At 66.2% G+C, this 26527-nt stretch carries 18 protein-coding genes; 13 read left to right on the top strand and 5 right to left on the bottom strand.

The genetic code is table 11. From position 1 onward, the window contains the following. Positions 1-364: 364 nt before the first annotated feature. The 4 genes from ABD156_RS09785 to ABD156_RS09770 are packed head-to-tail and all read right to left on the bottom strand — an operon-like array spanning position 365 to position 8166. Positions 365-3556, bottom strand: coding sequence for a type I restriction endonuclease subunit R (locus ABD156_RS09785; protein WP_344269486.1), 3192 nt, complete (start codon positions 3554-3556; stop codon positions 365-367). Then, complete coding sequence (locus ABD156_RS09780) at positions 3556-4674, bottom strand: restriction endonuclease subunit S (RefSeq protein WP_344269483.1); 1119 nt, start codon at positions 4672-4674, stop codon at positions 3556-3558. Before ABD156_RS09780 ends, ABD156_RS09785 begins: the two co-directional genes overlap by 1 nt. Then, a complete protein-coding gene (locus ABD156_RS09775; RefSeq protein ID WP_344269480.1) occupies positions 4646-6271 on the bottom strand; it encodes a class I SAM-dependent DNA methyltransferase in 1626 nt (541 codons plus the stop codon). Before ABD156_RS09775 ends, ABD156_RS09780 begins: the two co-directional genes overlap by 29 nt. Positions 6272-6285: 14 nt before the next feature. Then, entirely contained in the window at positions 6286-8166 is a 1881-nt protein-coding gene (locus tag ABD156_RS09770; RefSeq protein ID WP_344269477.1) for a hypothetical protein, read from the bottom strand. Positions 8167-8196: 30 nt separating this feature from the next. Between ABD156_RS09770 and ABD156_RS09765 the strand changes: the two genes are divergently transcribed. The 3 genes from ABD156_RS09765 to ABD156_RS09755 all read left to right on the top strand — a co-directional run bounded on the left by ABD156_RS09765 (position 8197) and on the right by ABD156_RS09755 (position 14056). Further along, a complete protein-coding gene (locus ABD156_RS09765) occupies positions 8197-9780 on the top strand; it encodes a Fis family transcriptional regulator (RefSeq protein WP_344269474.1) in 1584 nt (527 codons plus the stop codon). Positions 9781-10370: 590 nt separating this feature from the next. Continuing rightward, a complete protein-coding gene (locus ABD156_RS09760; protein WP_344269471.1) occupies positions 10371-12950 on the top strand; it encodes an NACHT domain-containing protein in 2580 nt (859 codons plus the stop codon). A gap of 650 nt (positions 12951-13600) precedes the next feature. Beyond that, positions 13601-14056, top strand: a complete 456-nt coding sequence (locus ABD156_RS09755) for a glycosyltransferase (protein WP_344269468.1) — start codon at positions 13601-13603, stop codon at positions 14054-14056. Positions 14057-14081: 25 nt separating this feature from the next. Here ABD156_RS09755 and ABD156_RS09750 read toward each other — a convergent pair whose 3' ends face one another. Next, positions 14082-15647, bottom strand: a complete 1566-nt coding sequence (locus ABD156_RS09750; protein WP_344269466.1) for an MFS transporter — start codon at positions 15645-15647, stop codon at positions 14082-14084. Between the two features lie 152 nt (positions 15648-15799). On the opposite strand from ABD156_RS09750, the gene ABD156_RS09745 reads away from it, so the two are divergent. From ABD156_RS09745 to ABD156_RS09700, 10 genes are all read left to right on the top strand, one after another. After that, the gene (locus ABD156_RS09745) at positions 15800-16405 is read left to right on the top strand and encodes a TetR/AcrR family transcriptional regulator C-terminal domain-containing protein (RefSeq protein WP_344269464.1); all 606 of its coding nucleotides are present in this window, start codon (positions 15800-15802) and stop codon (positions 16403-16405) included. Between the two features lie 826 nt (positions 16406-17231). Beyond that, positions 17232-17984, top strand: a complete 753-nt coding sequence (locus ABD156_RS09740) for an AfsR/SARP family transcriptional regulator (protein WP_344269461.1) — start codon at positions 17232-17234, stop codon at positions 17982-17984. 179 nt (positions 17985-18163) lie between these two features. Beyond that, complete coding sequence (locus ABD156_RS09735) at positions 18164-18415, top strand: acyl carrier protein (RefSeq protein ID WP_037812007.1); 252 nt, start codon at positions 18164-18166, stop codon at positions 18413-18415. 5 nt (positions 18416-18420) lie between these two features. Then, positions 18421-19668: a beta-ketoacyl-[acyl-carrier-protein] synthase family protein gene (locus tag ABD156_RS09730; protein WP_344269449.1), complete on the top strand. Its 1248-nt coding sequence runs from the start codon at positions 18421-18423 to the stop codon at positions 19666-19668. Beyond that, on the top strand, positions 19665-20738 hold the full coding sequence (locus tag ABD156_RS09725) for a beta-ketoacyl synthase N-terminal-like domain-containing protein (RefSeq protein ID WP_344269446.1): 1074 nt from the start codon (positions 19665-19667) through the stop codon (positions 20736-20738). The genes ABD156_RS09730 and ABD156_RS09725 overlap by 4 nt, the downstream gene beginning before the upstream one ends. Beyond that, positions 20735-21469: a beta-ketoacyl-ACP reductase gene (locus ABD156_RS09720; protein WP_344269443.1), complete on the top strand. Its 735-nt coding sequence runs from the start codon at positions 20735-20737 to the stop codon at positions 21467-21469. The genes ABD156_RS09725 and ABD156_RS09720 overlap by 4 nt, the downstream gene beginning before the upstream one ends. Before the next feature lie 89 nt (positions 21470-21558). Then, positions 21559-22929 carry a preATP grasp domain-containing protein gene (locus ABD156_RS09715; RefSeq protein WP_344269441.1) on the top strand — a complete coding sequence of 457 codons (1371 nt, stop codon included), beginning with the start codon at positions 21559-21561 and terminating at the stop codon, positions 22927-22929. A 38-nt stretch (positions 22930-22967) separates the two neighbouring features. Next, complete coding sequence (gene sbnB, locus ABD156_RS09710; protein ID WP_344269439.1) at positions 22968-24014, top strand: 2,3-diaminopropionate biosynthesis protein SbnB; 1047 nt, start codon at positions 22968-22970, stop codon at positions 24012-24014. A 4-nt stretch (positions 24015-24018) separates the two neighbouring features. Next, a complete protein-coding gene (gene sbnA / locus ABD156_RS09705) occupies positions 24019-24996 on the top strand; it encodes a 2,3-diaminopropionate biosynthesis protein SbnA (protein ID WP_344269436.1) in 978 nt (325 codons plus the stop codon). Between the two features lie 120 nt (positions 24997-25116). Further along, positions 25117-26415, top strand: coding sequence for an MMPL family transporter (locus tag ABD156_RS09700; RefSeq protein WP_344269433.1), 1299 nt, complete (start codon positions 25117-25119; stop codon positions 26413-26415). The last annotated feature ends 112 nt before the right edge of the window (positions 26416-26527 follow it).

Here is a 26527-nt window from a genome sequence, read left to right as displayed (position 1 = left end):
GACAAAGGCGCGAATATAGCGTCGAGCACCGGCTCGCATCTTTGTTGAACGTCTCCGACGACAACGTCGCCCGGATCTCTGAACAGACAAGCCAGAGCCGCGTGAAGCGCCCACCGGCTGCGACGCGACGTCATCTAGCGCACGCCACTGCGGCTACGGCATGCCTTCCTCGCACTCAAGTTCTCCTTTTGTAGCGCCGTCTGTGCTCGCTGCGGTCGGTCAAACCCGGGCCGCTGAGTTCGTCCAGGTCCGCACACTCTCGCGAACTAAGACCGCTATCCGTGCATCCACTGCCGACTCAGCATTAGATGCGCGCAATGACCCCAGAAGCCGCCTGCCGTAGTCCGCTCAGTACGCACTATGCTCACTTGTCGTCGGTGACATAGCGAGGTGCCATCGCCTCCATCTGCTCGATGACGAGCCGGATGGCCTCGGGTTGTTTGTCCGGAGGGTACTTGTATTTTACGAGCAGCCGTTTGATGGACGATCGCAGTTTGGCGCGCACGTCGTCTCGGACAGTCCAGTCGGTCTTGACGTCGCGTCGCATGACTGCCACCAACTCGCGCGCGATCTGGGCGAGCACATCGTCGCCTTGCATCTCGACGGCCGATTCGTTGGTGCTGACGGCGTCGTAGAACGCGAGCTCGTCGTGGGACAGCGGCGGAGTGAAGAACTGCCCGCGGTTGCCCTCCTCGGCGACTTCCTTGGCCAGCTCGATCAGCTCGGCGATGACTTCTGCAGAGGTGAGCTGCTGGTTGGTGTACTTGCGCATCAGCTCGGCGATTCGCTCGGAGAACGCACGCTGGCGGACGAGGTTGTGCTGGGTGACATGATCCGATTCCTCGACCAGCAGCGCGCGCAGCGCCTCGATCGCCAGGTGCGGGTTCGAGGCCGACTGGGCCTTGAGCTGGAATTCCGGCCCCAGGTCGGACAACGAGGGCTTGGGCATGCCCGCGGCTTCGTAGATGTCGACGATCTCGCCGGATGCCGTGGACGTCGCGACCAGCGTGGAAAGCATTCGCTCGATCTCTTCCGGCACGGGCTTGCCCTCGGCCTGTCGCTCCGAGGCATCGAACTTGCCCATCCAGACGCGGACTTCTTCGTAGAACTTCGCGGTAACGCGAAGATGATCGAGGGTCTGGTTACCGGCGCACAACGCCCACGCCCGAGCCAGCTGGTTCGCCAGCTGGCGGAACCGATCACCGAGCGGCTCCTCGCCCTCCGGAGGCCGGTTGCCCGGAGTACCAGGGGAACGAAGGTAGTTCGTGAGGCCGTAGGCCGCCCGCACCCAGCTCTTCGGCCCGCCGTCAAGCTTGCTCCGCCACGGGTAGGCAGCGCACAGCTGGTCCAACGACGCGATGAGCGTGGTGGTGAGCGCGACAGCCTCGTCGATGTTCTTGCCGACCGGCTTCTGGGCCCGGTCAGTGTCGGTGTACTCGGCGAGCGCCCTGTTCAGGTTGTCCGCCAAAGGCGCGTAGGCGACGAGCAATCCGTCCGGCTTGCCACGGAACGTGCGGTTCACTCGCGCCAACGTCTGCATCAGCAGAGCGCCTTTGAGCGGACGGTCGAGGTAGAGGGTGTGCAGCGGGGGCGCGTCGAAGCCGGTCAGCATCATGTCTTTGACCAGGACGATCTGAAGCTCGTCCTCGGCGTCGCGGAGCCGCTTCTGGATGACCTTGTTCTGCCCGTCGCGGCGAACGTGCCGGGCCACCGGTAGGACGTCCTGGGCGGTACCGGAGTAGACGACCTTGATCACGCCCTTGTCGACCGCGTCATGGTGCCACTCGGGCTTGATCTTGACGATCTCGTCGTACAGGTTGGCGCAGATTTCACGTGTCGCTCCGACGATGAACGCCTTGCCGGGAGAACCGATGAACTTGCGCATCTCCTCGGACCGCGTCTCCCAATGCGCGACGATGTCTGCCGCCAACGCCTCCAGACGCGCAGGTGCCCCGTACACGGCGTTGACCACCGCAACGGACTTCTCGATCTTCGCGCGCTCGGCCTCGTCGAGCCCGAGCGTCGCCTCGTCCGCGGCCTTGTCGAGGTCGTCCTCGGTGACGTCATCGATCAGCTTGACCTTGACGAGCCGGGGCTCGAAGTAGACCGGAACGGTGGCACCGTCGTCGACCGCGCGGGTCAGGTCGTAGATGTCGATGTAGTCGCCGAACACTTCCCGTGTGTTGCGGTCCTCGAAGGAGATCGGCGTGCCGGTGAACGCGATCAGTGCAGCGTTGGGCAGGGCGTCCTTGAGATGGCGGGCGTAGCCGTCGAGGTCGTCGTAGTGGCTGCGGTGGGCCTCGTCGGCGATGACGATGATGTTGCGACGGCCCGAGAGCAGCGGATGCTCCAGGCCGGCGTCCTTTTCGGCTTTGCTGAGCCCGAACTTCTGCAGTGTTGTGAAGTAGATGCCGCCCGTTGCGCGGTTGGCCAGCTCGTCGCGCAGTTGCGCACGAGTCGTGACCTTGATCGGAGACTCGCTCAGCAGACGGGAGCGGTTGAAGGACTCGTACAGCTGACCGTCAAGCTCCTTGCGGTCGGTCACTACGATGATGGTCGGGTTCTTCAATTTGGGCTGCGTGGCAACAAGGTGGGCGTACAGCTCCATCTCCATCGACTTGCCCGACCCCTGGGTATGCCACACGACGCCGGCCTTGCCGTTGCTCTCCACCGCGGCCACGGTCGAGCCTACCGCTTTGGTCACTGCGAAGTACTGATGCGGCTTGGCGATCCGCTTCGCGTAACCGTCGGCTCCGCCGTCGAACGCGGTGAAGTTCCGCTGCAGCTGCAGGAACCGCTCCGGATTGAACACGCCTTCGATCAGGAACTCCAGCTCGGTGCCCAGATGCACGTCGTCGAGCGGCTCGCCAAGCTTTACCGGCTTGCCGTCGTCATCGACATTCCACGGCGAGTAGTGGTTTAACGGCGTGAACGGCGTACCGTAGCGGGCGGTGATCCCGTCGCTGATCACGGTCACCACAGTGAACCGAAACGCCATCGGGAACTCACGCAGGTAGGTCGCCAACTGGGCATGCGCCGCGTCCAGATCGGCCTTGGCCGCGCCCGCCTGCTTCAGCTCGAAGATCGCGACCGGCATGCCATTGAGATAGAGCACGACATCGAAGCGGCGCTCGACCTCCGCCGTACGGACGGTGACCTGATTGACCGCGAGCAGCTCGTTGTCGCTGACCTGGTGGCTGACCAGCCGAATGGTCGGGTTCTGCTCGACGCCATCAGCGTCGATGTAGCTGATCCCGCGGTAACCCTGAGTACAGATCTGGTGCAGCCGGTAGTTCTCGGCGATCGCATCCTGCGAGGTCGGTTGGATGATCTCTGCGAGCGCCTGCTCCAAGTACTCCGCTGGCACCTGCGGGTTCAACTCCCGCATCTTGGCGAACATCCGCCCAGGAAGCACGATGTCGTCCCACGAGTCCCGACCGTTTTCGGCACCTGGCGCGATTTCGACACCTGGGAGCGGCTGCCACTCCTGCTCGGCGAGCGTCTCTAGCGCGACGCTCTCCCACTCCGCCTCGCTGAACCCCTGCTGCCCCACCATCACACAACCCCCTCCACAACCTTCTCAGCTTCTCGCACCCAGACTTTGCCTGACATGAGCAACGGAAGCAGCTGGCTCCGAGTTACCCTCAGGCGAGCGGACTCCATTCGCCGCAGATGACAAAGCACGCCGAGATCGGCGATGGACTGTTGGACTTCCCGAGCGAGAGCACGCGGGTCCTTTACTCGTAGTGCGAGCAACTCTGCGGGCTTGACTCGCTGATGACTGCCCGATGTTCCTGCCACGTTCGCCGCAAGATCGACGGACACTGACGGCTCGCTAAGGGTGGCCCACAGCAGTGAGGACGAAATTCGACCAGGAACGAGCGCAACGAACTCCGTCGACGCTAGAGACATTCGACCAGGCAACGCCGCCAAATCCCAGATTCGAGGAATTCTCGGATTTAGTTTAGACATTAGGACGCACGGCTCAGATATCAATATCTTATTACTCTTTATTGAGCCTCCCGAAGCAATTTCTGGCATCTTACCTTCATCGAAAGATGGAAGGCTGAAATGGGCCACCTTAGCGTCGAAATATCCAGGACTCAGCGTCGCCTTATGTTGCTCCGCAAGGTCGGCAACCGACGTTCTACTCGACGCATTTCCCGCTTGAACGATCATCAAGGACTCCGCATTAGCGATCACTCGATCGTTGGCGGAAATCTTGTCGTCGAGCGCTCCAAGCAAATCAGCGATCGCCCGCTGCTCGGAGATTCCTGGAGTCCGCACCTGCAGATCCGCAATGTAGTTGCGGTTCAACATCGGCTGTGCCCCACCGGAGTTGTATCCAGCGAAGTCCGTGATCTCGAACAAGTAGTACACCCAGCGCGGGTCATTTCCCTTGAAATCTTTGACGAAGAGCGTGGTATTAAGGGGCCAATAAGCGCCTTTGACTAACGTGGGTTTACCAATCGATGCACCCGCTCGACCGACGACAACTCCCGGGCCTTCTTCGCGGGCCTCGTTATGCCAGCCGGATATGCCGCCTGACCCCACAACTGGCACAGTGCCAGTGATTCGCGTCTCAGCTGGAAGGTCATAGCCGCGTTGTAGGCTGACTAGGTCCCTGAGCGGGCGTTGTCGCCACTCACCCATCGATTCGCTCCAACTGGTCACGGACAACCCTTTCTAGACGTCCCGATTCGTCGAACGCAGTCAGTAACTCCTTGGAGAGTCGCTGGATCTTGGCATCGGTAGGTTCGCCATCGTCTTCAACTTCAGCGGCACCGACGTAACGGCCGGGGGTCAGGGAATAATCTGCGGCTTTGATGTCGGGGTTGCCCACTGACCTGCAAAAGCCAGGGATGTCCTCGTAGGCAAGGTGTTTTACAGCGGCAGACCGTGTACCGCGCCAGGCGTGGTAGGTGTCGGCGATCTTGGCGATGTCTTCGTTCGACAATGCGCGCTCTGCGCGGTCGACCATGTAGCCGAGTTCGCGGGCGTCGATGAACAACACTTGGCCGGACCGGTCGACGGCCCCGCCCTTTCCCGTACCCTTGTCCTTTGCGAAGAACCAGACGCAGACTGGAATTCCAGTGCTACGAAACAACTGAGTCGGCAATGCGACCATGCAGGAGACGAGGTCGGCCTCGACGATCTGGGCACGGATCGCACCTTCACCGTTGGAGTTCGACGACATCGAGCCGTTCGCCATCACCACACCGGCGCTGCCTCCCGGGGCGAGCTTGTACAGGATGTGCTGAATCCAAGCGTAGTTAGCATTGTTAGCCGGAGGGATGCCGAATTTCCAGCGTGGGTCTTCGGTGTTCCGTGACCAGTATTTGATGTTGAATGGCGGGTTGGCCATCACGTAGTCCATCTGGAGGTCCGCGTGCTGGTCACGGGCGAAGGTGTCGCCCCACCGGGCCCCGAGGCCCTTGTTCTCGATTCCGTGGATGGCGAGGTTCATCTTCGCCATCCGCCAGGTCTCTTCCAGGCTCTCCTGCCCGAAGATCGAGATGTCCTTCGGGTCGCCGTTGTGTTCGTAGATGAACTTCTCGGTCTGCACGAACATGCCGCCGGAGCCGCAGCACGGGTCGTACACGCGACCGCTCGCGGGCTCCAGCACCTCGACGATCACCCGGACGACGCTGGGCGGCGTGAAGAACTCGCCGCCCCGCTTTCCTTCTGATCGGGCGAAGTTGCCGAGGAAGTATTCGTAGACCTCGCCCATGAGGTCGCGTGCACGATGCTCGCCCTGGCGGCTGAACCGGGCGCTGTTGAACAGGTCGATCAGTTCGCCCAGGCGGCGCTGGTCGATGTTGTCCTTGTTGTACAGGCGCGGCAGCGTGCCCTGCAGCGTCGGGTTGGTCTTCATGACGAGGTCCATCGCCTCGTCGATGAGCTGGCCGATGTTCTTGGCAGGTTCGGAGCCTTCGGCCGGCTTGCCCTTGGCGTACCGGGCGAGGTGGTCCCACTGTGCGGTAGGCGGCACCACGAACACGCCGTAGCCCTGGTATTCCTCGGGGTCGTCGATAAGGTCGGCGATCTGCTCGTCGTCGTAGCCTTCGGCCGTCAGATCGGTACGGATGGCTTCGCGGCGTTCGTCGTAGGCGTCCGAGACGTACTTGAGGAACACGAGGCCGAGGATGACGTCCTTGTACTGGTTCGCGGACAGCGAGCCGCGGAGCCGGTCGGCGGCCTTCCAGAGCGTGTCCTTCAGATCCTTCATCGTCGACGGTGCCGACGGTTCCTTCTTCGTGCGGGGAGGCATGCTGCCTGTCCTTCCTATTCCGTTGTCCGCGTCGCGAGAGTCACCGCTCCTGCGGCGACTCCGTCGATCATGGCAGTGACGAGGTTCCGTGTTTCGTCCAAGTGGCGTCGAAGCGTCGCTTCGTGGGCGTCCGCGGCCGCGAGGACCTCTTCGAGTCGATCCACGTCAGCGGTGCCGAGGATCGGCACGCTCCAGGTCTTCCACTCCGAGGGCGCGCGCGGAAGCCGGTTGATGATCGCAGCGACCGCTCGAGGGCCGATGCCGGCTTTCGGGCTGATCCGGAGGATTTTCGACGGGGCGGCCACCAGTGCTCCGCCGGTGTCGTCGACGATGGCGACCGGGTGCGGTCGGTCGGTGAACACGACGTCGCCAGCGTTGGTGCGTGCGGCACGCGGGTACTGCTGCGTCGCATCGAACGGGTCGAGCCGCAGCAGGCCGTGCGGAGCGGTCGCGGACAGGACCGGGACCGACCCGGCGGGGTCGGTGTGGTCACTGCGTATCCGGCTGCCGCGAAGGAGCCGGAGGTGGCCCTGGTCGCTGAGTTCGCCGAGCGACCGGCGGCGCAGCAGCATCGTCCCAGGGGCGGATTCTGCCAGGACGTCGAACGGACGAATCGGTTCGCTCGTAACCAAGGTCGCGGCGTTGATGGCAGCTGTGTGCCGTCCGGTGTCCGCCGTGGCGAGACGGATCGCCCGCGCGCCGGCGGGTACGACAGTCGCGCGCGAGCTGAGGATCGCGGGCAGGTCGTGCGGGCGAAGGTACCGGAATGCGCGGCCGCGGACCCTGGCCAGGGCCGCGGTTACGTCCGAGGCGAGGTCATCCAGGTCCCGTTCGGCGCTGTCGAACGCCGCCAGATCGGCGACCAGCGGCCGCTGGGTGAACCCGCCCGGCGCACAGACCCACAATCCGAGCGCCTGCCGATGCGCTTCGCGCCACATGCCCCGCGGCAGGCGCAGCGCAACAGCCAGCCCCTCAGCGCGGAGAGTCCGGGCTCTGCACTGCTCCTGGGTGCCGTGCAGCTCGTCGCACAGGGCTGCGGCCGGCCCGACGATGACGGCGAGCTCCGCCTCGTCGAGGTCGAGCACCACCTCGTCGACCAGCTCGAGGGCGGAGTCCACGGTTTCGCCGACAGCCGAGAGGAAGCGCGCGCGGGGCGTCGCCGCCCGCTCGACCGTCTCGACGCCGCGGATTGCTGCGCGACGCCGCATACCCCGCACGTCCGGGGTATCGCCCGGCACGATGAGTTGGGTGAAGCTCGGGGCGAGGGCAAGGGTCGCGCTGGTCGCGCTGCCGGCGTGTACCAGCGGCACGCCTTCGGGATCGAGGTGAAGAGCGCATGCCTGGGCGACGGTGCGGACGAGGTCTACCGCGTCCGAGGTCAGGTCGCGGCTGCCCCGGCCTGCCCGGCTCCGGTGCAGGCGATCGAGGGCTTCCCCGGGGCCGTATGAGGCATCGAGGAGCCCGTCGACAAACTGCAGCGTGGCCGGCACCGCCCGGGCCGAGGCGACTTCGCGAAGCAGCATTCGGTCGCCGGGGTCGACGTCACGCGCCCTGTCGGTGCGCTGCTCGGTCGTCGTCGCGGCCAGCTCGTCGCCGGTCAAGGACGCCAGACAGAGCCACACGACGAGTTCCTCCAGAGACACTGCCTCCGGCACGCTCAATGCTGGTGCATCGAGGCCCGCATCCGGGTTGTTACCGCGCCCGGTGCGCTCGAGCCACACGACGATCTCGTCGCGGCTGAACCGCTCCACCCCGCCCACGACCTCGACCGGGTCGGGAAACGGAAGGTGCACGCCCCGCGCCATGGGCCGGCGGCGCCACATGCTCACCACCGGCCGACGAACACGAGCAAGATCAGCAACGTCCTGCAGCGTCAGCACCGGTCCCGCACCCATCACAGTCCACCACCCCTCGGTCCGTCCGGAGTGCCTCCAAGACTACGCACCCTGGGGCAAATCCGAGAAACACCAGTTCTGATAAGTGTGGTTATCAGTGTTCAGAATCGGAGATCCGATTCAATGCTCGGATGCTGGGTCCACGAGCTGCCGGCTAGCGGCAGCCTGAACCCAGGAGCTGAAATGACGCACCCCATCCCGCGGCCGGCGCACTTCGATCACGACGCCGCCAGCGTGATCATCGAACAGCTGAGCATCAGCGACCGCGACGTCACCCGGGAAGCACAACGATGGATCACGGGTGAGCGCGGCCCGCTTGTCGAGGACCCCGGCCAACTCGCCGCCGCAGACCTCACCAACTACGTCACCGAAGCCATCCGGATCGGTGCCCACGCCCTCAGCGTCACCGGGCAGGCCCAGGAGGCCCAGGCCATCGAACGGCTGCTCAAGGACGTCGGCGACAAGACCGCAGACTCCACCGCACGCGCAGCCGAGCTGACCCAGCGGGCAGTGCGCGAAGCATCCGACGTCGTCACGAAAGCAGCGCGCGACGCCAAGACCGCGATCACCGAAGCCGACGTACAGAGCCGCACCGAGTTCACCACCGCCGTGTCAGCAGCGAAGAAGGACCTGCACGACGAGGTGCGCCGCATCTTCGCCGGCGACAACCCTGAACTCGTCGAACGGCTGCGTCCTCTACTGGATAAGTTCAGCACCGACCTCGGTGCCAAGCTGACCACCGGCACGACGGAACTCCTCGCCACTGCCGCGCAGCAATTCGACGCATCCGACCCGACCTCGCCGATGGCCAAACACGCCGCCGAACTTGCGGCACGGCAGGAGCAGCTCGCACAGCAACTGAGCAAGCAGCACACCGAGCTCGCCGGCAAGATCGACGAAGTATCCACGGCACTGCGCGTCCAGGAAGCCAGGACCAGCCTGGCGAAGGTCACGCCGATCAAAGGCGACTCCTACGCCAACCAGCTGCATGCCGTTCTGGCCACGATCGCCTCGGGCCTCGGCGACGACTACAGCGACACCAGCTCGGCCCCCGGCAACATCCCCCGCTGCAAAAAGGGCGACGGCGTCCTCAGCCTCAACGACGGCACCGTGCGCGTCGTCATCGAGATGACCGACTCTTCCCGAGCCGGATGGACCGCCTACCTCGAAGACGCCGAACGCAACCGAGACGCAGCAGCATCGCTCGGCCTCGTCCGCACCGCCGAACAGAACAGCGGCCAGACCATCCGGGTCCTCGGCTCCCAGCGGGTCATCCTCGCGTTCGACCCGACCACTGACGACCCGAACTTGCTGCGCACCGTCGTCATGCTGCTGCGGACGACGGCCATCGCGACGTCCGGGCGCAAGGGAGTCCAAGAGATCGCCACCGCCGAGGACAAGATCACCGAAGCGCTGACCCACCTCGCGAAGATCGACTCCGTCAAAAAGCTCTCCGCCACCATCCAGAAGTCCGCAACGAAAATCGACAGCGAATGCGCGACCCTGAACGCAGCCATCCAGCGCCTGCTCGACGAAGCACTGATCGCCCTGGACGGAGCGGACGCCGGCGCAGCGTCGAGCGCCGCTTCGACAGACCAGCACGGCGCCGCATGAAACTCCGCGCAGCTGGGCGGCCGAAGCTTCGGCCGCCCAGCTTCCTTCGGCCCCGCCGGCCGTCGTTGCGCCCGACCGCTGCTCGTCAGAAACGAATCCCAGTGGGCACCTCGTCGCCACCGAGCACGCCAGCACAGTTCCACGCCGGCAGGCCCAGGTCTCCTCGACCGCCTCGAAGCGCAGTACGAACGACTCGGAGTTCAGCCATTCGAGAGCTTGCGACCAGCTGCTGCAAACGCTGGCCTGTACTGATGAGCCATGCTGATGACAGCCGCGACAAGCAGATCAAGGTGCTCTTGCCACCTGAGCCGCCCGACTTGACACCGGCCGTAGCACGCAGCCTTCTCGCCTTGCTCGTCGAACTAGGTGCAGACACGCCAACGGCAGCACCGAGCCGAACATCGCAATGAAGGACTCATCCAGCGTGCGCTACCGCGAATCTTCCTGGAAGCAACCCACAGCAGCCGCGCGCTCCTAACCCGCAGTGGTGAGGAGTTGTCCGGCCGGTCCTGCGGCAAGTGCTATCGACGGAGCGTGCAGTAGTCGATAGCCTGAGAATGTGGGGGGGATACAGGCCGCTGGGCCCTGAGGTGGCGCGGCAGATTCATGACGGCTTGCAAGGATTACGCCGCAACAACGGGTTTCATGAGTTCGAGGCGTTGTGCCTCGACTTCGCCAACGCGGCCCTGGGCGGTCATTTCGTGCCTGCCACAGGCCCGGTCGGCGACGGAGGAGACGGCGGCCAGGACTTTGCGTCATACATGCGCCTCACCTGGGAAGGCAAGGGGATAGCGGTCGCGGACAAGGTCGTCGGCATCTGCACCATCGGCGGAGGTGACCTCGTCAAGAAGATCCGAGCTGACCTCCGCGCGGTCGCTGCGGATGCGCGCGTTGTCGCGGTCTACGCCTTCCTCGCTTCCGACCTGCAGGTTACTCGGATCCAGCGCCTCGAGGAAGAAGCTAAAACACACTACGACATCAAGCTGGAAGTCTTCGACGGAAATCGCCTGGCGAAAGCGATGGCTCGGGCGGATTTCGCGGCACTCGCCTACCGCAGGCTCAACCTCGACCAACGGTCTCTGGCCACCGCAGTCCGCACGACCGACGAAGCGCGAACCTGGGCAAGGGAGACGATTCCCGACTCGTATCGCCCTGAGTTTCATGACTACCTGACCGCGGTCAAGGAAGCGAGCAGCCAGCATCCGTGGTCATTCGTCGATCAGATTCCGGATCTGGACAAGCTGTACCAGCCGCAACTGCTTGAGGCAGCTGACCGCTCGACCTGCACCTGGCAGGAAGCACTTGAGCGATCCGAGCATGTGTTCGTCACCGGCCCCGCGGGAGCGGGCAAGTCGAGCCTGATGCGGCACATCGGAGCCGTCCTCTCCAGCCGATGGCTCGGCAAAGAACCGCAGCCCTGGATGCCCGTACCGATCCACACCCGCGATATCGCTGCGGGAAAGCCCCTAATCCAGGCAATCGGCGAAGGCGTCGAACAGCGACTCGGCAGTCTGCTGCACCAGCCACTGGACACGGGCTTCTTCGACCACGAACCCTTGTCCGGGCGATGGCTGGTCCTGATCGACGGGCTCGACGAGGTACGCAACTACGATCAGCGCCAAGAGGCGATCCGGGCTGCCGAGTCCGCAGCCGGCAGGTCCGCGATGCAGTTCGTCATCGCAAGCCGGCCAGGCAGCGCGAATACGACCCCTGCCCCATTCACTTCCTACGAGATACGGCCGTTCGACTCGGCCGACGAGGATCGATATATCGGACGGTGGCTCGAACTTCGCAACCGCCCCTCCGAAGTCGGCACACGAGCCAGATATGCGCTGAACACGCTACTAGATTGGAGCGGACAGGACCCCTCCCCCCTGCTTCTTCTGATGGTTTGCGCGCTAGCTGACAGCGACTCGGGCCAATCGCTCCCGGAAACCTCCTACCAGCTCTACACCAAGTTCACAGAGCTGCTCGTCTCCCGTCTGACCTCGTCCGGCGAGCCGGTCATCAACGACCTGCAGAACCAGATCCACACACTGGCCGGGGACGCAGCCTCACACCGCCTCTTGAAGAACCCCGGAGCCAGTCTCCTCGATCTGGCCATCAAGTCGGCTGCCGCTCACGGCGTCACTCCACCCGCCCGCCTCGTGGCCGACTGGCACCGGACCGTGGAAGAAGTTCTGATCCGATCCGGACTGATGACCAAGCACCGCGACCGACTGGACTTCCTCCACGCCTCATTCGAAGAGCACTACGCGCTACGCGCATTACCGGAGCCATCTCCGGAGGACATCGTCGACATGCTCACCGCTAAAGAGCCCGGCTACTACAACGCCGCGGAGCTCGTGGACGCCAACCTCCAAACTCTAGAACTCCTTCTGGAGAGAACCAGCGACATGGACTCCGCGGTCGCAGCCATCGTGCAGGCCTACCCGAGTGCTGTCGCCGTCGTCGTCAAGTACTTCCGGGATTACGGACTCGGCGAGCGAACAGCCAGTGCCTTGAACGCAATCGCGAACGACCGCTCCGAAACGGCAGAAGTCCAGGCGCAGGCTGCAGCTGCGCTCGACGGCATCGAACCAGGGAAAGGCATCCAACGCCGGCTCGCCCTGAGCATCAATCTCGACATGGAAGACGACGACCGTTTAAACGTCATCGCCGGCCTAGTCCGCTACGGCGGTCACGTTGCTGCCGCCATCCAGTGGCTCACGTTTCAGACGCTCGACAGCCCGATGTATTCCGACTGGAACTTCAAGGTGGCACCGCTACTCACTTGCTCGGTGTCCGATGAAGACCTAGCACGCGGGCTCCGCCTCATCGCCAGCAACACGCAACTCCCAGTGGACCATCAGGTCGCGGCCTGTCTTGACCTAGCGAATTATGACCAAAAATTAGCATACCGCCTGCTCCGCAGCTTCACGACGACTAGATGGCTGACAACGATCCTCACCGACGATCAACGAGAAGGCTATACACCGACTCTGCTCAAGCTGTTCATCAAAGACGACACGGTGACCGGCACTCATCGCCTCGACGCCATCGAGTACATCGAAGACAAAGATCCACACAGGGCACGAGACCTCTACGAAACCCTTCTGCAATCCTGCACACTGACCGATCAGCAACGCCAAGCAGTATCGTCGGCCATAGAACGCACGACCCACAGTTGAACCAGGCACCGACACGGGACGGGCAGTCAGGGTGCTCGCCCCTCAGGTAGCGGCCAGCGTCGTTTCTCACCAATTTCCCTGGAGCAGATCTGGAGCACGGCGTCGGTTCCGACTGCACTCAACGACGATGAACCGCATTGATCAGAGGACAACTACTCCATCCGACCAGCAGATCCTCGATAACTGCAGGTCAGAGGTTTACACGGGCCAGACTGGCAGTGAGGGGGTCAGGGGTTCGAGTCCCCTTAGCTCCACAAGTTTGGCAAACCCCTTTGATCGCGTGGTTAGCGCTGGTCGGAGGGGTTTTCTCGTGTTTGGGCGATGATCTCGGGTGATCGTTTCTAGTCGGCGTCGGGTGCCCCTGATGGAGTGTTTCTGGGGTGCGTTGCTCCGGGGGCTGGCCATGTCGACGGCGCTCTTTCGGGCCAGCACTGGCGAATCGGTATCTAGCTGCCCAGTTCTGCAGTTGGCGGTTCGGCTGGTCCGGATGGCGAGCAATCTGGACGGGCTGGCGATAGCGCGGTGGATCGCGTCCTGCGGGATACAGCCTGGCCGCGGCTTCGCCACCGGGACCCTGCCGGAGTGGGCCTAGGACAACCAGGCCGGCCGCAAGTGTGTGTGCTTCCGCTGAGGGGCGGTAGGCGATCGGGTTGTTCGGCGACGAGCCGGAAGCTCTTTCGCGCGCGGTGAAAGCGTTCGGCGAACTCGGTGCCGGCGTCGTGCTGGTGGTGTTGGAGGAGCAGGCGCGGAACCTCGGGCCGGTGCCGGAGAATGTGCGGATGGCGCGGGACTTCCCGGGTCATCTGGTGCTGCGGTCCAGCGATGCGGTGGTGCACCAATGGCAGTGGCGACCCGCGATGAGCGCGCTCGCGTGCGGTGTGCCGGAGGTGGCTTGCCGTTGTCGGGCGACGGGATCGAGGTGGGGCGGCGCTGCGACTGCACCGGGAGCTTCCACCACGTTGGCTGGTTTCCTTGCCGGGTACGAGGAAAACCGGGTCGCGATCGCCAGCGCCCTCGACGGCCCCGCGCAGCGGCACGCTGCGGAAGTTGTTTGTGCTGAGATGCGGCGCGGCTGGACCGTAGGGGTGCCGGGTGGCGGGTCCTGACCCGCGAGGTGCGGGGCAGGGGGAATCAGATGGCGGTCGCCGGGGCGGTTGCTGGCTCTGTTTTGGCTGGTTCGGGCACCGTCGGCTCCTTGAAGAACAGGCTCACCAGGAACGCCAGGGCGAGTGTTGCCGCGCCTAGCAAGAACACCGCGTGCAGGCCGCTGAGGAACGCGTCTAATACCTGATGTTGTTGCTCCGTCGGAAGCTGCTGCATGCCTGCCACGCTGATCGACCCGTTTTCCGACGCGGTGCGCCCGGCCAGTGCCGCGGGGACCTCTGCCAGGAAGCGGCTTGCCAGCAACGCTCCGAATACCGCAGGGCCTAGCGACTGGCCGATCATGCGCATGAAGGCCGTCGCCGTGGACGCGGTGCCGACGTCGCTGAAGTCCACGGTGTTCTGCACGGCCGCGGTCGGTACCTGGTTGAGCTGCCCGATGCCGAGGCCGAACACCGCCAGGTACAGGCTCACCAGCCAGAACGACGTGGTCGCATCCAGCGTGGCGCACAGCGCTACCGACGCGGCGGCGGCCACGCTGCCGACGATCGGGAACGGGCGGTACCGGTTGAACTTCGAGATCAGGCTGCCGCTGAGCAACAGGCCCAGCAACATGCCGATGATCATCGGCATCAGGTGCACGCAGGTGTCGAGTGCACCGAGCCCGCGCACGATTCGCATGTACAGCGCCATGTAGAACGCCATGCCCAGCAAGGCGAAACCGGTCAGCACGGCCAATATGACCGTGACCCGGAACGTGCTGTTGCGGAAGAGCGACAGCGGCAGGATCGGATCGCTCGCCCGGCGCTCCAGCAGGAAGAAAATCAGCAGCAGCACCGCGCCCGTCGCGCCGAGGATCCATGGCGACGCCCAGGCGTACGGCAGGAGGTCGTGCTCGGTGGTGAGCAGCACGGCGCCCACCGCGAGAACCATCGCGACGGCGCCGGCGAAATCGACCCGGCCGCCGCGTTTGCCGACCGGGGCCTTGGGCGCGAGAGCCACGGCGGCCGCCACGATCAGTGTGAGCGGCACGTTGATCAGGAACGCCCCGCGCCAGGTGACGGTCATCCCGAGAACGACATGCGTGTCCGCGAAGAACCCTCCCACCACCGGTCCGGCGATGATGCCGATCAGCGTGACACCGCCGATGTAACCGCCGTACTTCGCGCGGTCCCGCGGCGGGGCCAGCTGGCCGATGATCACCATGGCCACGCTCATCAGCCCGCCCGCGCCAAGGCCCTGCACGCCGCGGAACGCGATGAGCGCGGGCATGGACGTCGCCATCCCGCACAGCAGCGAGCCACCGACGAAGATCGCCAGCGCGACGAGCATGATCCGCTTGCCGCCGAGACGGTCGGCGAGCTTGCCGTACAGCGGGGTCGTCACCCCGAGCGCGAGCGTGTACACGGTCAGGACCCAGCGGCTGTCGTCGACGCCGTGCAGCGGGTCCAGTTCCTTGATGATCGAGTACATCGCGACGTTGACGACCATCATGTCCATCGCCGCCAGCAGCGAGGCGAGCGCGAGCGCACCCGCCACCAGGTTCAGTCGAGGGTGGCCGGCTTCCGGCGGGACACCGACCTGGGCGCCGCTCATCCGCCTCGTCTCCCATCCGGGGTTCTGCGGCACGGGAGGCCGTGCCGTGGTATCCAGCAGGCGCATCTAACAACGACAAGGAAAACGTCTAACAGTGTTAGAGTGAAGCGCTAACACCGTTAGGCCGTCAACCGCGCGCCGAGGAGAGACCCGTGGCACTGAGCCGAGCGGACATCGTGCAAGCCGCCCTTCATCTGCTGGACGAGGTCGGCTTGGAGGGGCTGTCGCTGCGCGGGCTGGCCACGAAGCTGGGCGTGAAGGCGGCCACCCTGTACTGGCACGTCAAGAACAAGCAGGAACTCATCGACGAGATGGCGGCGGCCATGATGGCCACCGCCTGGCAGCACGACGTCCCCAAACCGACCGAACCCTGGGACGCCTGGCTGACCTGGGTGGCCCGCACCCAGCGCGCGGGCATGCTTTCCCGCCGCGACGGGGCGCTGCTGGCGGTGCGCAGCAGCCAGACCGACGACCAGTGGGAGGCGATGGAGGGCCTGCTGCACCTGCTGCAGCGGGACGGCCTCAGCCTCGACGACGCGATGCACGGCGTCGGCGCTTTGACGAACTTCGTCCTCGGTTCGACGTTGGAGGAGCAGCAGGCCGCGGGTCGCGACGAGGCGGTCGCGAACACGCGGCAGCCCGGCACGTTCCCGCTCTCGGCACGTGCGCTGACCGGCGCAAAGGACTTCGACGCGATGTTCGACCACGGCCTCGCGCTGATCCTCGACGGCATGCGTCAGCGAGTCAAAGACTCGTGAGGATCGCGTGCCGGTCTCGTCCGCCGCTTGTTCCACAGGGCTGACTGGGTCGAGACCGGCCGGCAGGTTTTGCGTCGCGGCGCGTCCGGCATTGGCGTTGGGGCGAGTCCCCTAGCTCCAGAAGTCGCGCGGAAACCCTTCGATCGCACCATTTGGTGCTCGGCGGGTTTTTCGTGTTCGCGTCATGACCTCAGCGTCGCTCCGAAGTGGACGGTGGGGCCGCCAAGGCGATCGGTCGCCCGGCCGAAAGTACGGAACTTCGCAAAATTCCGCTGTTACGCTTCGGCCGGCCGAAGCGGGGCGATTGCACACTGGCGCAATAGCGGCATTCCGTCCCAGCAGCCGAGAGGCGAAGCAGTCCGTTCACGATGTCGAATGACTCTCCTCAACGCTGGGGAACAACAGAAACACCCTGCGTCGCCGGACCGCCGATAAATAACCATTCGCCGACTCTGCGACTACGGGCAGAAATGTTGCCCGGAACTGCAAATAGAACTCTCCCCGGATCGAAATATGCGGCACCGCCCCGGCCGCGTTAATTGATTCAACACCGTACCGGCGAGTACGACAAGGTATTCGCCGCACGAGGGCCTCCTGGGGGAGGTAACACCACTGTCCTGACTGGTGCCAGCACCACCATCGGGAGGTCGGAGGCGGTAAATCGGGAGGGTCCTTCCTATTCGGAGCGCGAAACTGTCGAACATGACGCCAACTCATTACCCCAATCGGAGGTAGACCGTCTTTTCAAGTTCTGACATGCTCGGCTCGGCCGACAGCTCGGTGCGTGGGGTCACTTGAGACGGGCTATTTTTCCTCAGGGGTAGATATGGAAATTGAGCTATTGGGATCGGTGACGCTCCGGCAAGCCGGCCGGAGGCACGGAGTCGCGTCGCGAAAGGTGCGGACTGTGCTCGCGTTGCTGGCCTTGTCGCCGGGGGTGCCGTTGTCCCTGGACACTCTCGCGGACGAACTGTGGGCCGACAAACCGGTCTCCAACGTGCGCAACGCCTTGCAGGCCAACATCGCCCGGTTGCGGAAGCTCGTGTTCAACGTGACCGGCGAGCGCGAGGTGGTCCGCACGGTCAGCAGCGGTTATCTGATGACCGTGCCCGCCGAAGCGGTCGACGCGCACCGGTTCTCCGCTCTGGCCCAGCGCGGCGCGAGCTTGCTCGGCCAGGATCCGCGCGCCGCCATCACCGTGTTCGAGCAGGCGTTGCGGCTCTGGCGCGGGCCGGCGTTGCTCGACGTGGCCGATTGCACCCGCTGCCGGATGGCCGCCGAGCAGCTCAACGAGCATCGGCTGAGCGTGCAGGAGGACCTGATCTCCGCGCGGCTGCAAGTCGGGGAACATCACGGGCTTTCCCATGACCTGAAACAACTCGTCGCCGAGAACCCGGCCCGCGAGCGGCTCAGCGAGTACCTGATGATCTCGCTCTACCGCGACGGCAGGCAGGGCGAGGCGGTCTCCGTCTTCCACAGCACCCGGCAATGGCTGAGCGCCGAACTCGGGCTGGAGCCGGGGCCGGGGCTGCGCCGGCTGTACCAGTCCATCCTGATGCAGGACCGGGTCCTCGACTGAGCCGTCGTTTTCACTTCCACGGCGTCAGCATGGCAGTCCCCGATGACCGCCTGCTGACAGCGCGCCGACGGATCCGGGGCGTCAGGGGTCTGTCAGAACGGGGTCAGGAAGGTGTCACCGCTCGCCGCTAGTTTCGGGCCGATCCCCAGAACCGGTCCCTGACTATCGGGAGTGCCCCCATGACGACAGCCGTCTCCGAACGCATGCAGCAGATCCGTGAGATCGTCTGCACGCACCTCGAACTCGACGACGCCGAGCTCACCGAAACCAGCGATTTCGCCGACGACCACGAGGCGGATTCGCTGTCGCTGATGGACGTGCTGGCCGCGCTGGAGAAGAAGTTCGGCGTCACGATCGACCAGGCCCAGTTCGCCAGGATGACCAACCTGCGCGCGGTGTACGAGGTCGTGTCGGAATCCGCGAGCTGGTAGAGACCATGTCGACGAGTATCGGACGCCGGGTGGTCATCACCGGATGCGGTGTCGTGTCGAGCATCGGCGTCGGCGTCCGGGAGTTCACCTCCGCACTGCGCGCCGGGCGCAGCAACGTCCGGCCGATCTCGGTGTTCGACACCACCGGGTTCGCCCACGACAACGGCTGCGAGGTCGCCGACTTCGAGCCCGCGCGGTGGATTCGCACGCTCGACCCCGGCGATCTCGGCCGGGCGAGCCGGTTCTCCACCGCCGCCGCGCGCCTCGCCGTCGAGGATTCGGGGCTGCCGCTGGAAACCCTGCGCGCCGCGCGCACGCTCGTCTCGGTGGGCAGCACCGACGGCGAGGCGCACGAGCTCGACGGCCTGGTGGCGCAGGAGCTCTCCGCCGGGCTGGCCGGGCTCGACCCGCGACAGGTGCGCCGCACCTCCGCGGGCCGGCTCGCCACGTCGATCGCGCGCGAGCTGGAACTGACCGACGTCGAGACCGGGACCATCGCGACGGCGTGTTCGGCGGGCAACTACGCCATCGGCAACTCGCTCGACGCGATCCGGTGCGGGGACGCCGAGTTCGCTCTCTGCGGCGGCGCGGACGCGCTGTGCCGCAAGACGTTCACCTCGTTCTACCGGTTGCGCAGCATCGCCCCGGACTGCTGCCGTCCGTTCGACCGCAACCGGATGGGCATCCTCACCGGCGAGGGCGCGGGCATCCTTCTGCTGGAGAGCCTGGACTCCGCGCTCGCCCGCGGCGCCCGGATCTACGCGGAAGTGCTCGGGTACGGCATGTCCTGCGACGCGCACCATCCCGTCGCGCCGCATCAGGCCGGGATCGCCCGCTGCATGGAACTGGCGCTGGCCGACGCCGGGGTCAAGCCCGGCGAGATCGACCTGATCTCCGCGCACGGCACCGGGACCAAAGCCAACGACATGACCGAATCCGCGGCGATCCGCGACCTCTTCGGGCCGAAGCCGCCGCGGACCGTGTCGATGAAATCCATGCTGGGGCACTCGATGGGCGCGGCGAGCGCGCTGGCCGCGATCGGCTGTTCGATCGCGCTCACCGAGCAGTTCATCCCGCCCACCATCAACCACCGCGACACCGACCCGGACTGCCCGGTGGACTGCGTGCCCAACGAATCCGTCGACGCCGACCTCGACATCGTGCAGAACAACGGCTGGGCCTTCGGCGGCAACAACGCCGTGGTCCTGCTCGGCCGGTACGAGCGGCAGCCCCGAAAGGAGACCGCGCGGTGACCGCACCTGCCCGGCGCCGTCCGGTCATCTCGGCCTGGACGGCCATTTCCCCCTTCGGCTACGGCCGGGAAGCGTTCGCCAACGGTGTTCGCTCCCGGCGCGAGCCCGTCACCGAACCCGGCGGGCCCGGCGAGGCGGCTGTCGTGCCCAGTTTCGACGTGCGCGAGATGTTCGGCCGCAAGAAAACCCGGGCGATGAACCGGGTCAGCGGGCTCACCGTCGCGGCCGCGCAGCAGCTGCTCGCCGACATGGCGCTGGCTCCCGACGGCGACCGCGAGCACATCGGGTTCGTGCTCGGCACCACGACCGGCAGCGCACAGAGCATGATGGACTTCACCCGCGCGTCGATCACCGCCGAGCAGCCCGACCACGTCGAGCCCGCCGCCGTTCCTGGCACGGTGATGAACTGCGCGGCTGGGCAGGCCGCGATCTGGCACGGGCTCAAGGGACCCAACGCGACGATCGCCGCCGGTCGCACGACGGGGTTGCAGGCGTTGAACTACGCCCGCCGGCTGCTGATGACCGAACGTGCGGAGCAGGTGTTGTGCGGTGCGGCAGAGGAGCATTCCGACGCGCGGTCTTGGCTTGAACATCACCGGCGCGGTGGAGCGGCGACGCTCGGCGAAGGCTGTGCGATGTTCCTGCTCGAACCGGCGGACTCGGCTGATCCGCGCAATGTACTGGCGACGTTGACCGGTATCGACTCGCGGATCTGCCTCGACGGGGATCTCGCCGGAACGTTGCAGGCCACCGTGTCCTCGCTGCTCACCCGCTCCGGCGTGGCGACGGAACGGGTGTGGGCGGCGGTAGGCAGTGGCTTCCCCGCTGGGTCGGAGCGGCCCGAAGACACGACGCTGCGGCAACTGTTCGGCGACGAGGTCACCGACCGCGTGCCGCCGGTGGATCTCATCGGCGACACCTCGGCGGCGACCGCGCTGTTCGGGCTGGCTTCGGTGCTCAGCGTCGCCGATGGGGCAGACCACGGCGAGCAGGACCACATCGTCGTGACCGCTTGCGACGACGACGGTTCGGTGGCCTGCGCGCTGCTGCAACTCGGCGGTGAGCGATGAGCAGAACCGCGCTCGTCACCGGCGGCTCTCGCGGGATCGGCCGGGCAGTCGTGCTCCGGCTGGCGCAGGACGGGTTCGACGTCGCCTTTTGCTACCACAGCAACCAAACCGCGGCGGACGTCCTCGTCAAGGAAGTCCTTGACCTGGGCGTCCGGGTCGAGGCCAGTCAGGTCGACGTCGCCGACTGCGAGGCGGTCACGGCGTGGGTAGAGCGCACGGCTGACGAGTTCGGCGCACCGGACGCGCTAGTCACCTCGGCGGGAATCACCCGGGACGGTTCGCTCGCGCTGATGTCCGAGCCGGACTGGTCGAGTGTCCTGCGCACGAATCTCGACGGCGTCTTTCACGCGTGCCGTCCCGCTGTGTTCCGGATGATCAAACGCCGCACCGGAAGCGTGGTGACGCTGTCCTCGGTGTCCGGCGTGCACGGCAATCCGACGCAGACCAACTACTCCGCGGCCAAGAGCGGCGTGCTCGGTTTCACCAAGGCGCTGGCCAAGGAAGTCGGCCGGTACGGGGTGCGGGTCAACTCCGTCGCGCCGGGCCTGATCGAGACCGACATGCTCGGCAAGCTGAGCGAAGCGACCCGCGAGAAGATGCTGCGGGCCGTTCCGCTGCGCCGGTTCGGCAGGCCGGAAGAGGTCGCGGACCTGGTGTCTTTCCTGGTTTCCGAACGCGCCTCCTACATCACCGGCAGCGTTTTCGAGGTGGACGGCGGCTTCATTGTCTAACCCCGTCTAACCCCGTCTAACTGATCTCCCCCGCGGCGAGCGCAGGAAGCGTTTGCCGCGTCCTACCCGTGCGCTGGCGAAAGGACGTCATGAGCGCCGACAACGGTTTCATCCCGCGGCTCAAGACCGCGGTTCTGGGCTCGGCCGAGCGCCCGCTGGTGTTCGTCGGCAACTTCGAGGTCGAAGAGCAGTGGGCGGTCGACGAGCAGGGCCTGCCCCGGGTGTCCGCTCCGGGCGGCACGGCGGTCGTCAACAGCATGGACGAGTTCGCGTTGCTGCTGGGCGGAAAGCGGGACCACGTGGTGCTCAAACACGCACCGGACCCCGGCTACCGCAGCTATCTGGAAGGGCTCGGCCTCGACCTGCCGCAGATCCACGTGATCGCGGACCCGGACCCGGCGCGCACGGTCAGCCAGGACGCCTTGCACGATCCGTGGCTGATCGCCGCGCTTTCCGCGCTGCGCACTGACGAAGCGCATCTGCTCGCGCACGGCGTCTCAGCGGTGGAGGAAGAACTGTCTACCGCGACTGGGCTTCCGCTGGCCGCGCCTGACGCGGCCCGGTGCAAGGCGGTGAACAGCAAGATCTACAGCCGGCGCATCGCGACGCAGCTCGGATTGCGCCAGCCGAATGGTTGGGCGTGTGACACGCTCGACCTGCTCGACGAGGCCGTCACCGCGGCTGGCGCGGTGCTCGCCGCCGGGCGGCGGGTCGTGGTCAAAGAGGCGTTCGGGGTGTCCGGCAAAGGGATCTCGGTGGTCTCCGACGAACGCAGGCTCGACCGGTTGCGCCGGATGATCTCCGCGACTGCCCGGCGCAAGGGCCGGGACCGGATCGCGTTCGTGATCGAGGAGTGGGTCGACAAGCGCGCCGACCTCAACTACCAGTTCACCGTGGGCCGGGACGGTTCGGTGCACTTCGACTTCGTCAAGGAGCTGATCACCGAGCACGGCGTCCATAAAGGACACCGGATTCCGCCGCGCCTGGACGAGGCGCAGATCGAGATCATCCGATCCGCCGCGCAGGCGCTCGGCGGGCAGCTCGCCGCCGACGGTTACTACGGCGTCGTGGGAGTGGACGCGATCGTCGAGCCGGACGGCGGCATCTTCCCGGTGCTGGAAATCAACGCCCGCAACAACATGTCCACCTATCAGGTGCCGATCCAGGAACGCTTCGTCACCGCGGGCGAGACCGCGATGGCCCGGCACTACTCGCTGCGGCTCGGCGCCAGCGTCGGCTTCGACCGGGTCCGCGACGCGCTCGGCGACCTGCTGTTCGACGGCGCGGGCAGCGGCCTGCTGGTGAACAACTTCGCCACCGTCAACGCCGGTGCGCAGACCGCGGACGGAGCCCCGTTCGCCGGCCGCCTCTACGGCGTGCTCATCGGGGATTCGGTCGCCGAGGTCGACCGCATCGACGCGCGAGTCGAAAGCGCACTGGCCGTCCTGCAGCAGGACTGAGCACCCGTTTCCGCCCAGCCGAAGACTAAGGAAGTTCTGTGACCGAAACCGCTACCGTTCCGGAGTTCGCCGTCGTGTCCGGAGCCCAGGTGCACCAGGTGCTCGACGGTGCTGAGAAACACCTCGTCGAACTGATCGAAGCGACCTACCGGCTGCACGGCCAGCAGGCGACCGTGAACCCGCCCTCCTACTTCCTCCGGTTCCCGGACCGGCCGTCGGCGCGGATCATCGCGCTGCCCGCCTCGGTCGGCGGGGAGGTCGCGGTGGACGGGGTCAAGTGGATCTCCAGTTTCCCGGAGAACGTCCGCACCGGGCTGCCGCGCGCGTCGGCCGTGCTGATCCTCAATGACCAGGCGACCGGTTATCCGCTGGCCTGCATGGAAAGCTCGATCATCAGCGCCAGCCGGACCGCGGCGTCGGCGGCACTCGCGGCCGACTGGCTCAGCCGGCGCGGCGAACGGCCGAGGCGGCTCGGGTTCGTCGGCACCGGGCTCATCGCGCGCTACGTGCACCGGTTCCTGATCGGCACCGGCTGGGACTTCGACGAGACCGCGGTGTTCGACCTCTCCGCCGAGCACGCCGCGGGGTTCCGGGGATACCTGGAGAGCACCGGCGCCAACGGGATCGCGGTGCGCGAGAGCGCGGAGGAGCTGATCCGCGGCAGCGACCTGATCGTGTTCGCCACCGTCGCCGGCGAGCCGCACGTGCACGATCCGGCCTGGTTCGCGCACAACCCGCTGGTGCTGAACGTTTCCCTGCGCGATCTGTCGACTGAGGTGATCCTCGCGTCGGCCAACGTGGTCGACGACGTCGAGCATTGCCTGAAGGCCAACACCTCAGTGCACCTGGCCGAACAGGCCACCGGCGGACGCGACTTCCTCGACGGCACCCTCTACGACGTGATGTCCGGGGCACTCGCCCTAGACGCCGGCCAGCCGGCGGTGTTCTCGCCGTTCGGCCTCGGCGTGCTCGACCTCGCGGTCGGCAAGCACGTGCTGGACGAACTGCGCCGTCGCGGCGAACTGCACGAGGTCGGCGACTTCTTCTTCGAACTCGACCGCTACGGCAAGCACGGCAAGCGCTGAGCCGATGCCGATCATCACCAGTCCGCACGAGTTCAACGTCGACGACCTGTTCGTCGACCTGAACGGGTGTACAGGGCGATCGCTCTACCTCAAATGCGAGGGCTTCAACTTCGCCGGTTCGATCAAGATCAAGGCCGCGACCGAGATGATCGACGCCGCCGAGCTGGACGGCACGCTGCGGCCCGGCGCGACCCTCGTGGAGAGTTCGTCGGGCAACCTCGGGGTGGCGCTGAGCCTGGTCGCCACCAGCCGGGGCTACCGGTTCATCTGCGTCACCGACTCACGCTGCACCCTCGGAGCCCGGCAGCTGATGCAGACGCTCGGCGCCGAGGTGCACGTGATCACCGAACCGCATCCGCAAGACGGGCTGCTCGGCGCGCGGATCGCGCACGTGCGGCGGCTCTGCGCCGAGGGCGACGACCGGGTGTGGCTCAACCAGTACGCGAACGCGGGCAACTGGCAGGCGCACTACCGCACCACCGGCCCGCAGATCGCGAATTCGTTCCCCGGCGCCGACGTGGCGTTCATCGGAGCGGGCACCACCGGCACGTTGATGGGATGCGCGCGATACCTGCGCGAACACTGCTCCGGAATGCGCGTGGTGGCCATCGACACCGTGGGTTCGGTGACCTTCGGAACCCCGGCCGCCCCGCGGATGATCCCCGGTCTCGGCACCGGGGTCCGGCCCGCGCTGCTCGACGAGTCCTATGTGGACGATGTGGTGCACGTGCCGGAGCTCGCCACCGTGCGCATGTGCCGCAGGCTCGTCCGCGCGGGTTTCCTGTTCGGCGGCTCGACCGGCACCGTCGTCGCCGGGGCGCTGAACTGGCTCGACCGGCACGCGCCCGGCGAGGACTTCACCGCGGTGGCGGTCGCCCCCGATCTCGGCGACCGCTACCTCGACACGGTCTACCACGACCAGTGGGTGGCCGACCTCTACGGAGACGCGGCGCTCGCCCCGCCCGCCGCGCTCGGGAGCTAGTACCACTCGAAATCGAGGTGCCACGCCCAGTGTGCGCACGATCACGAGGAGCCATCCTTAGACCGTCCGGCTTGCCGCCTGCGCGGCGGGAGGCCTGAAGCGGCCCAAGGAGTGCGGCAATTGCGAACGCTACCTCTGCTCCGGCTCGCGCGCTGGTGTGCCGGACACCCCGGCCCGGTCCTGTGCGCGTGGCTGCTGTTCCTGGTCGTGGCGGCGAGCGAGGGTTTCGCCGCCACGACCGGCGGCTCCGCCCAGCCGGGAGCACCGTCGGCCGGTTCCGTCCTCGCGGTCGGCTGCCTGCTCACCGCGCTGCTGCTGGTGCTGGTGCTGGGTTCGCTGCGGCTGGCCGCGATCGCGTTCGGATATCTCGCGACGGTCGGCGCCAGCGCGCTCGGCGTGCTGCTGGCGGCCGCCGAAGGAGCGGGCTCGTTCGGCAGCTGGAACCTCGTTCTCCTGCCGGGCATCACGAGCGCGGCCAACCATCTGCTGTTCGCGGTGCGCAGGCAGCAGGAGATGCCGCCGGGCAAGCACAACGTCTCAGACACCGCACAGATCGTCGCTTCGACGGCTGGGCGGACCGCGCTCGTCACCGGGCTCGCGATGCTGACCGCGATGACCGGGCTGTATCTGACCCGCGAGCCGCAGGTCATGCGGCTGGCGGCGGCCGTGGTCCTGGTGGTCCTCGCGGAAGCCGCCGCCGCGCTGACTCTGCTCCCGGTGTTGCTGACGCGAAGCACGCTTCCCGTGCGGAGGTCGTTCCAGTGGCACTGGCTGCCCCGGTTCGTCGCCCGACTGCCCGCGACCTGGCGCTACCGCAACGCAGCGGGGCTCATCGGCGCGCTGGTGTGCACTGCCGCGGCGCTCGGTTACGTCGTCTACCGCTACCTCGAATCGCCGACGCTGCCGCCGTTGCCGCTGGCGCTGCTGATCGGGCTGACCTCGCTGGCGGTGATCACAGCCTTCCGGCCGGTGGTGGTGGCGCTGACGACCGCGGTGCTTTCGGTGCTGTCCGCGCTCTTCGCGCTGACCATGCTCACCTGCATGGACCCGCCGACCCCGACGTGGCTGCCGGTTGCGCTGGTGGCCGTGCTCGCCGCGCCCACGACCGACATGCACGTCTGCCTGCTGCATCACTTCCGCGTCGAGGCGCTGACCGGAATGTCGCCCCAGCATGTGCTCGCCGAAGGACTGCGTCGCGGCACGGTGGCGATCTCCAGCGCGAGCGTGGTGTCCATCGGGGTCTTCAGCGCTCTCGGGATCGCCGGCGCCGGTGCGTTGAGCGAGTTCGGCTGGGCGGCCGCGGCGGCGCTGGCGATGGACGTGCTGGTGATCCGGTTGGTGCTGCTGCCCTTGCTGCTCTCGCTAGCCGGCCCGGTCCGCTGGTGGCGGCGGACCGGGCCGGGGGCTGCGCGAAAGTGAGCCGCGGTGCGTTGCTTGTCCGCGAGGGGAACCCCGAGGGAATCAGAGTCCCTCAGGGTTCCCCTCACGGACGCGAGCAAGCGGTGATGAGGTTACGTCGTGAGCCGGGAAA

It is taken from the genome of Amycolatopsis albidoflavus (assembly GCF_039525725.1).
GTDB lineage: Bacteria > Actinomycetota > Actinomycetes > Mycobacteriales > Pseudonocardiaceae > Amycolatopsis > Amycolatopsis albidoflava.
Note: the sequence above shows the minus strand (reverse complement) of the source record. Positions and strands in the feature narration are given on the sequence as shown.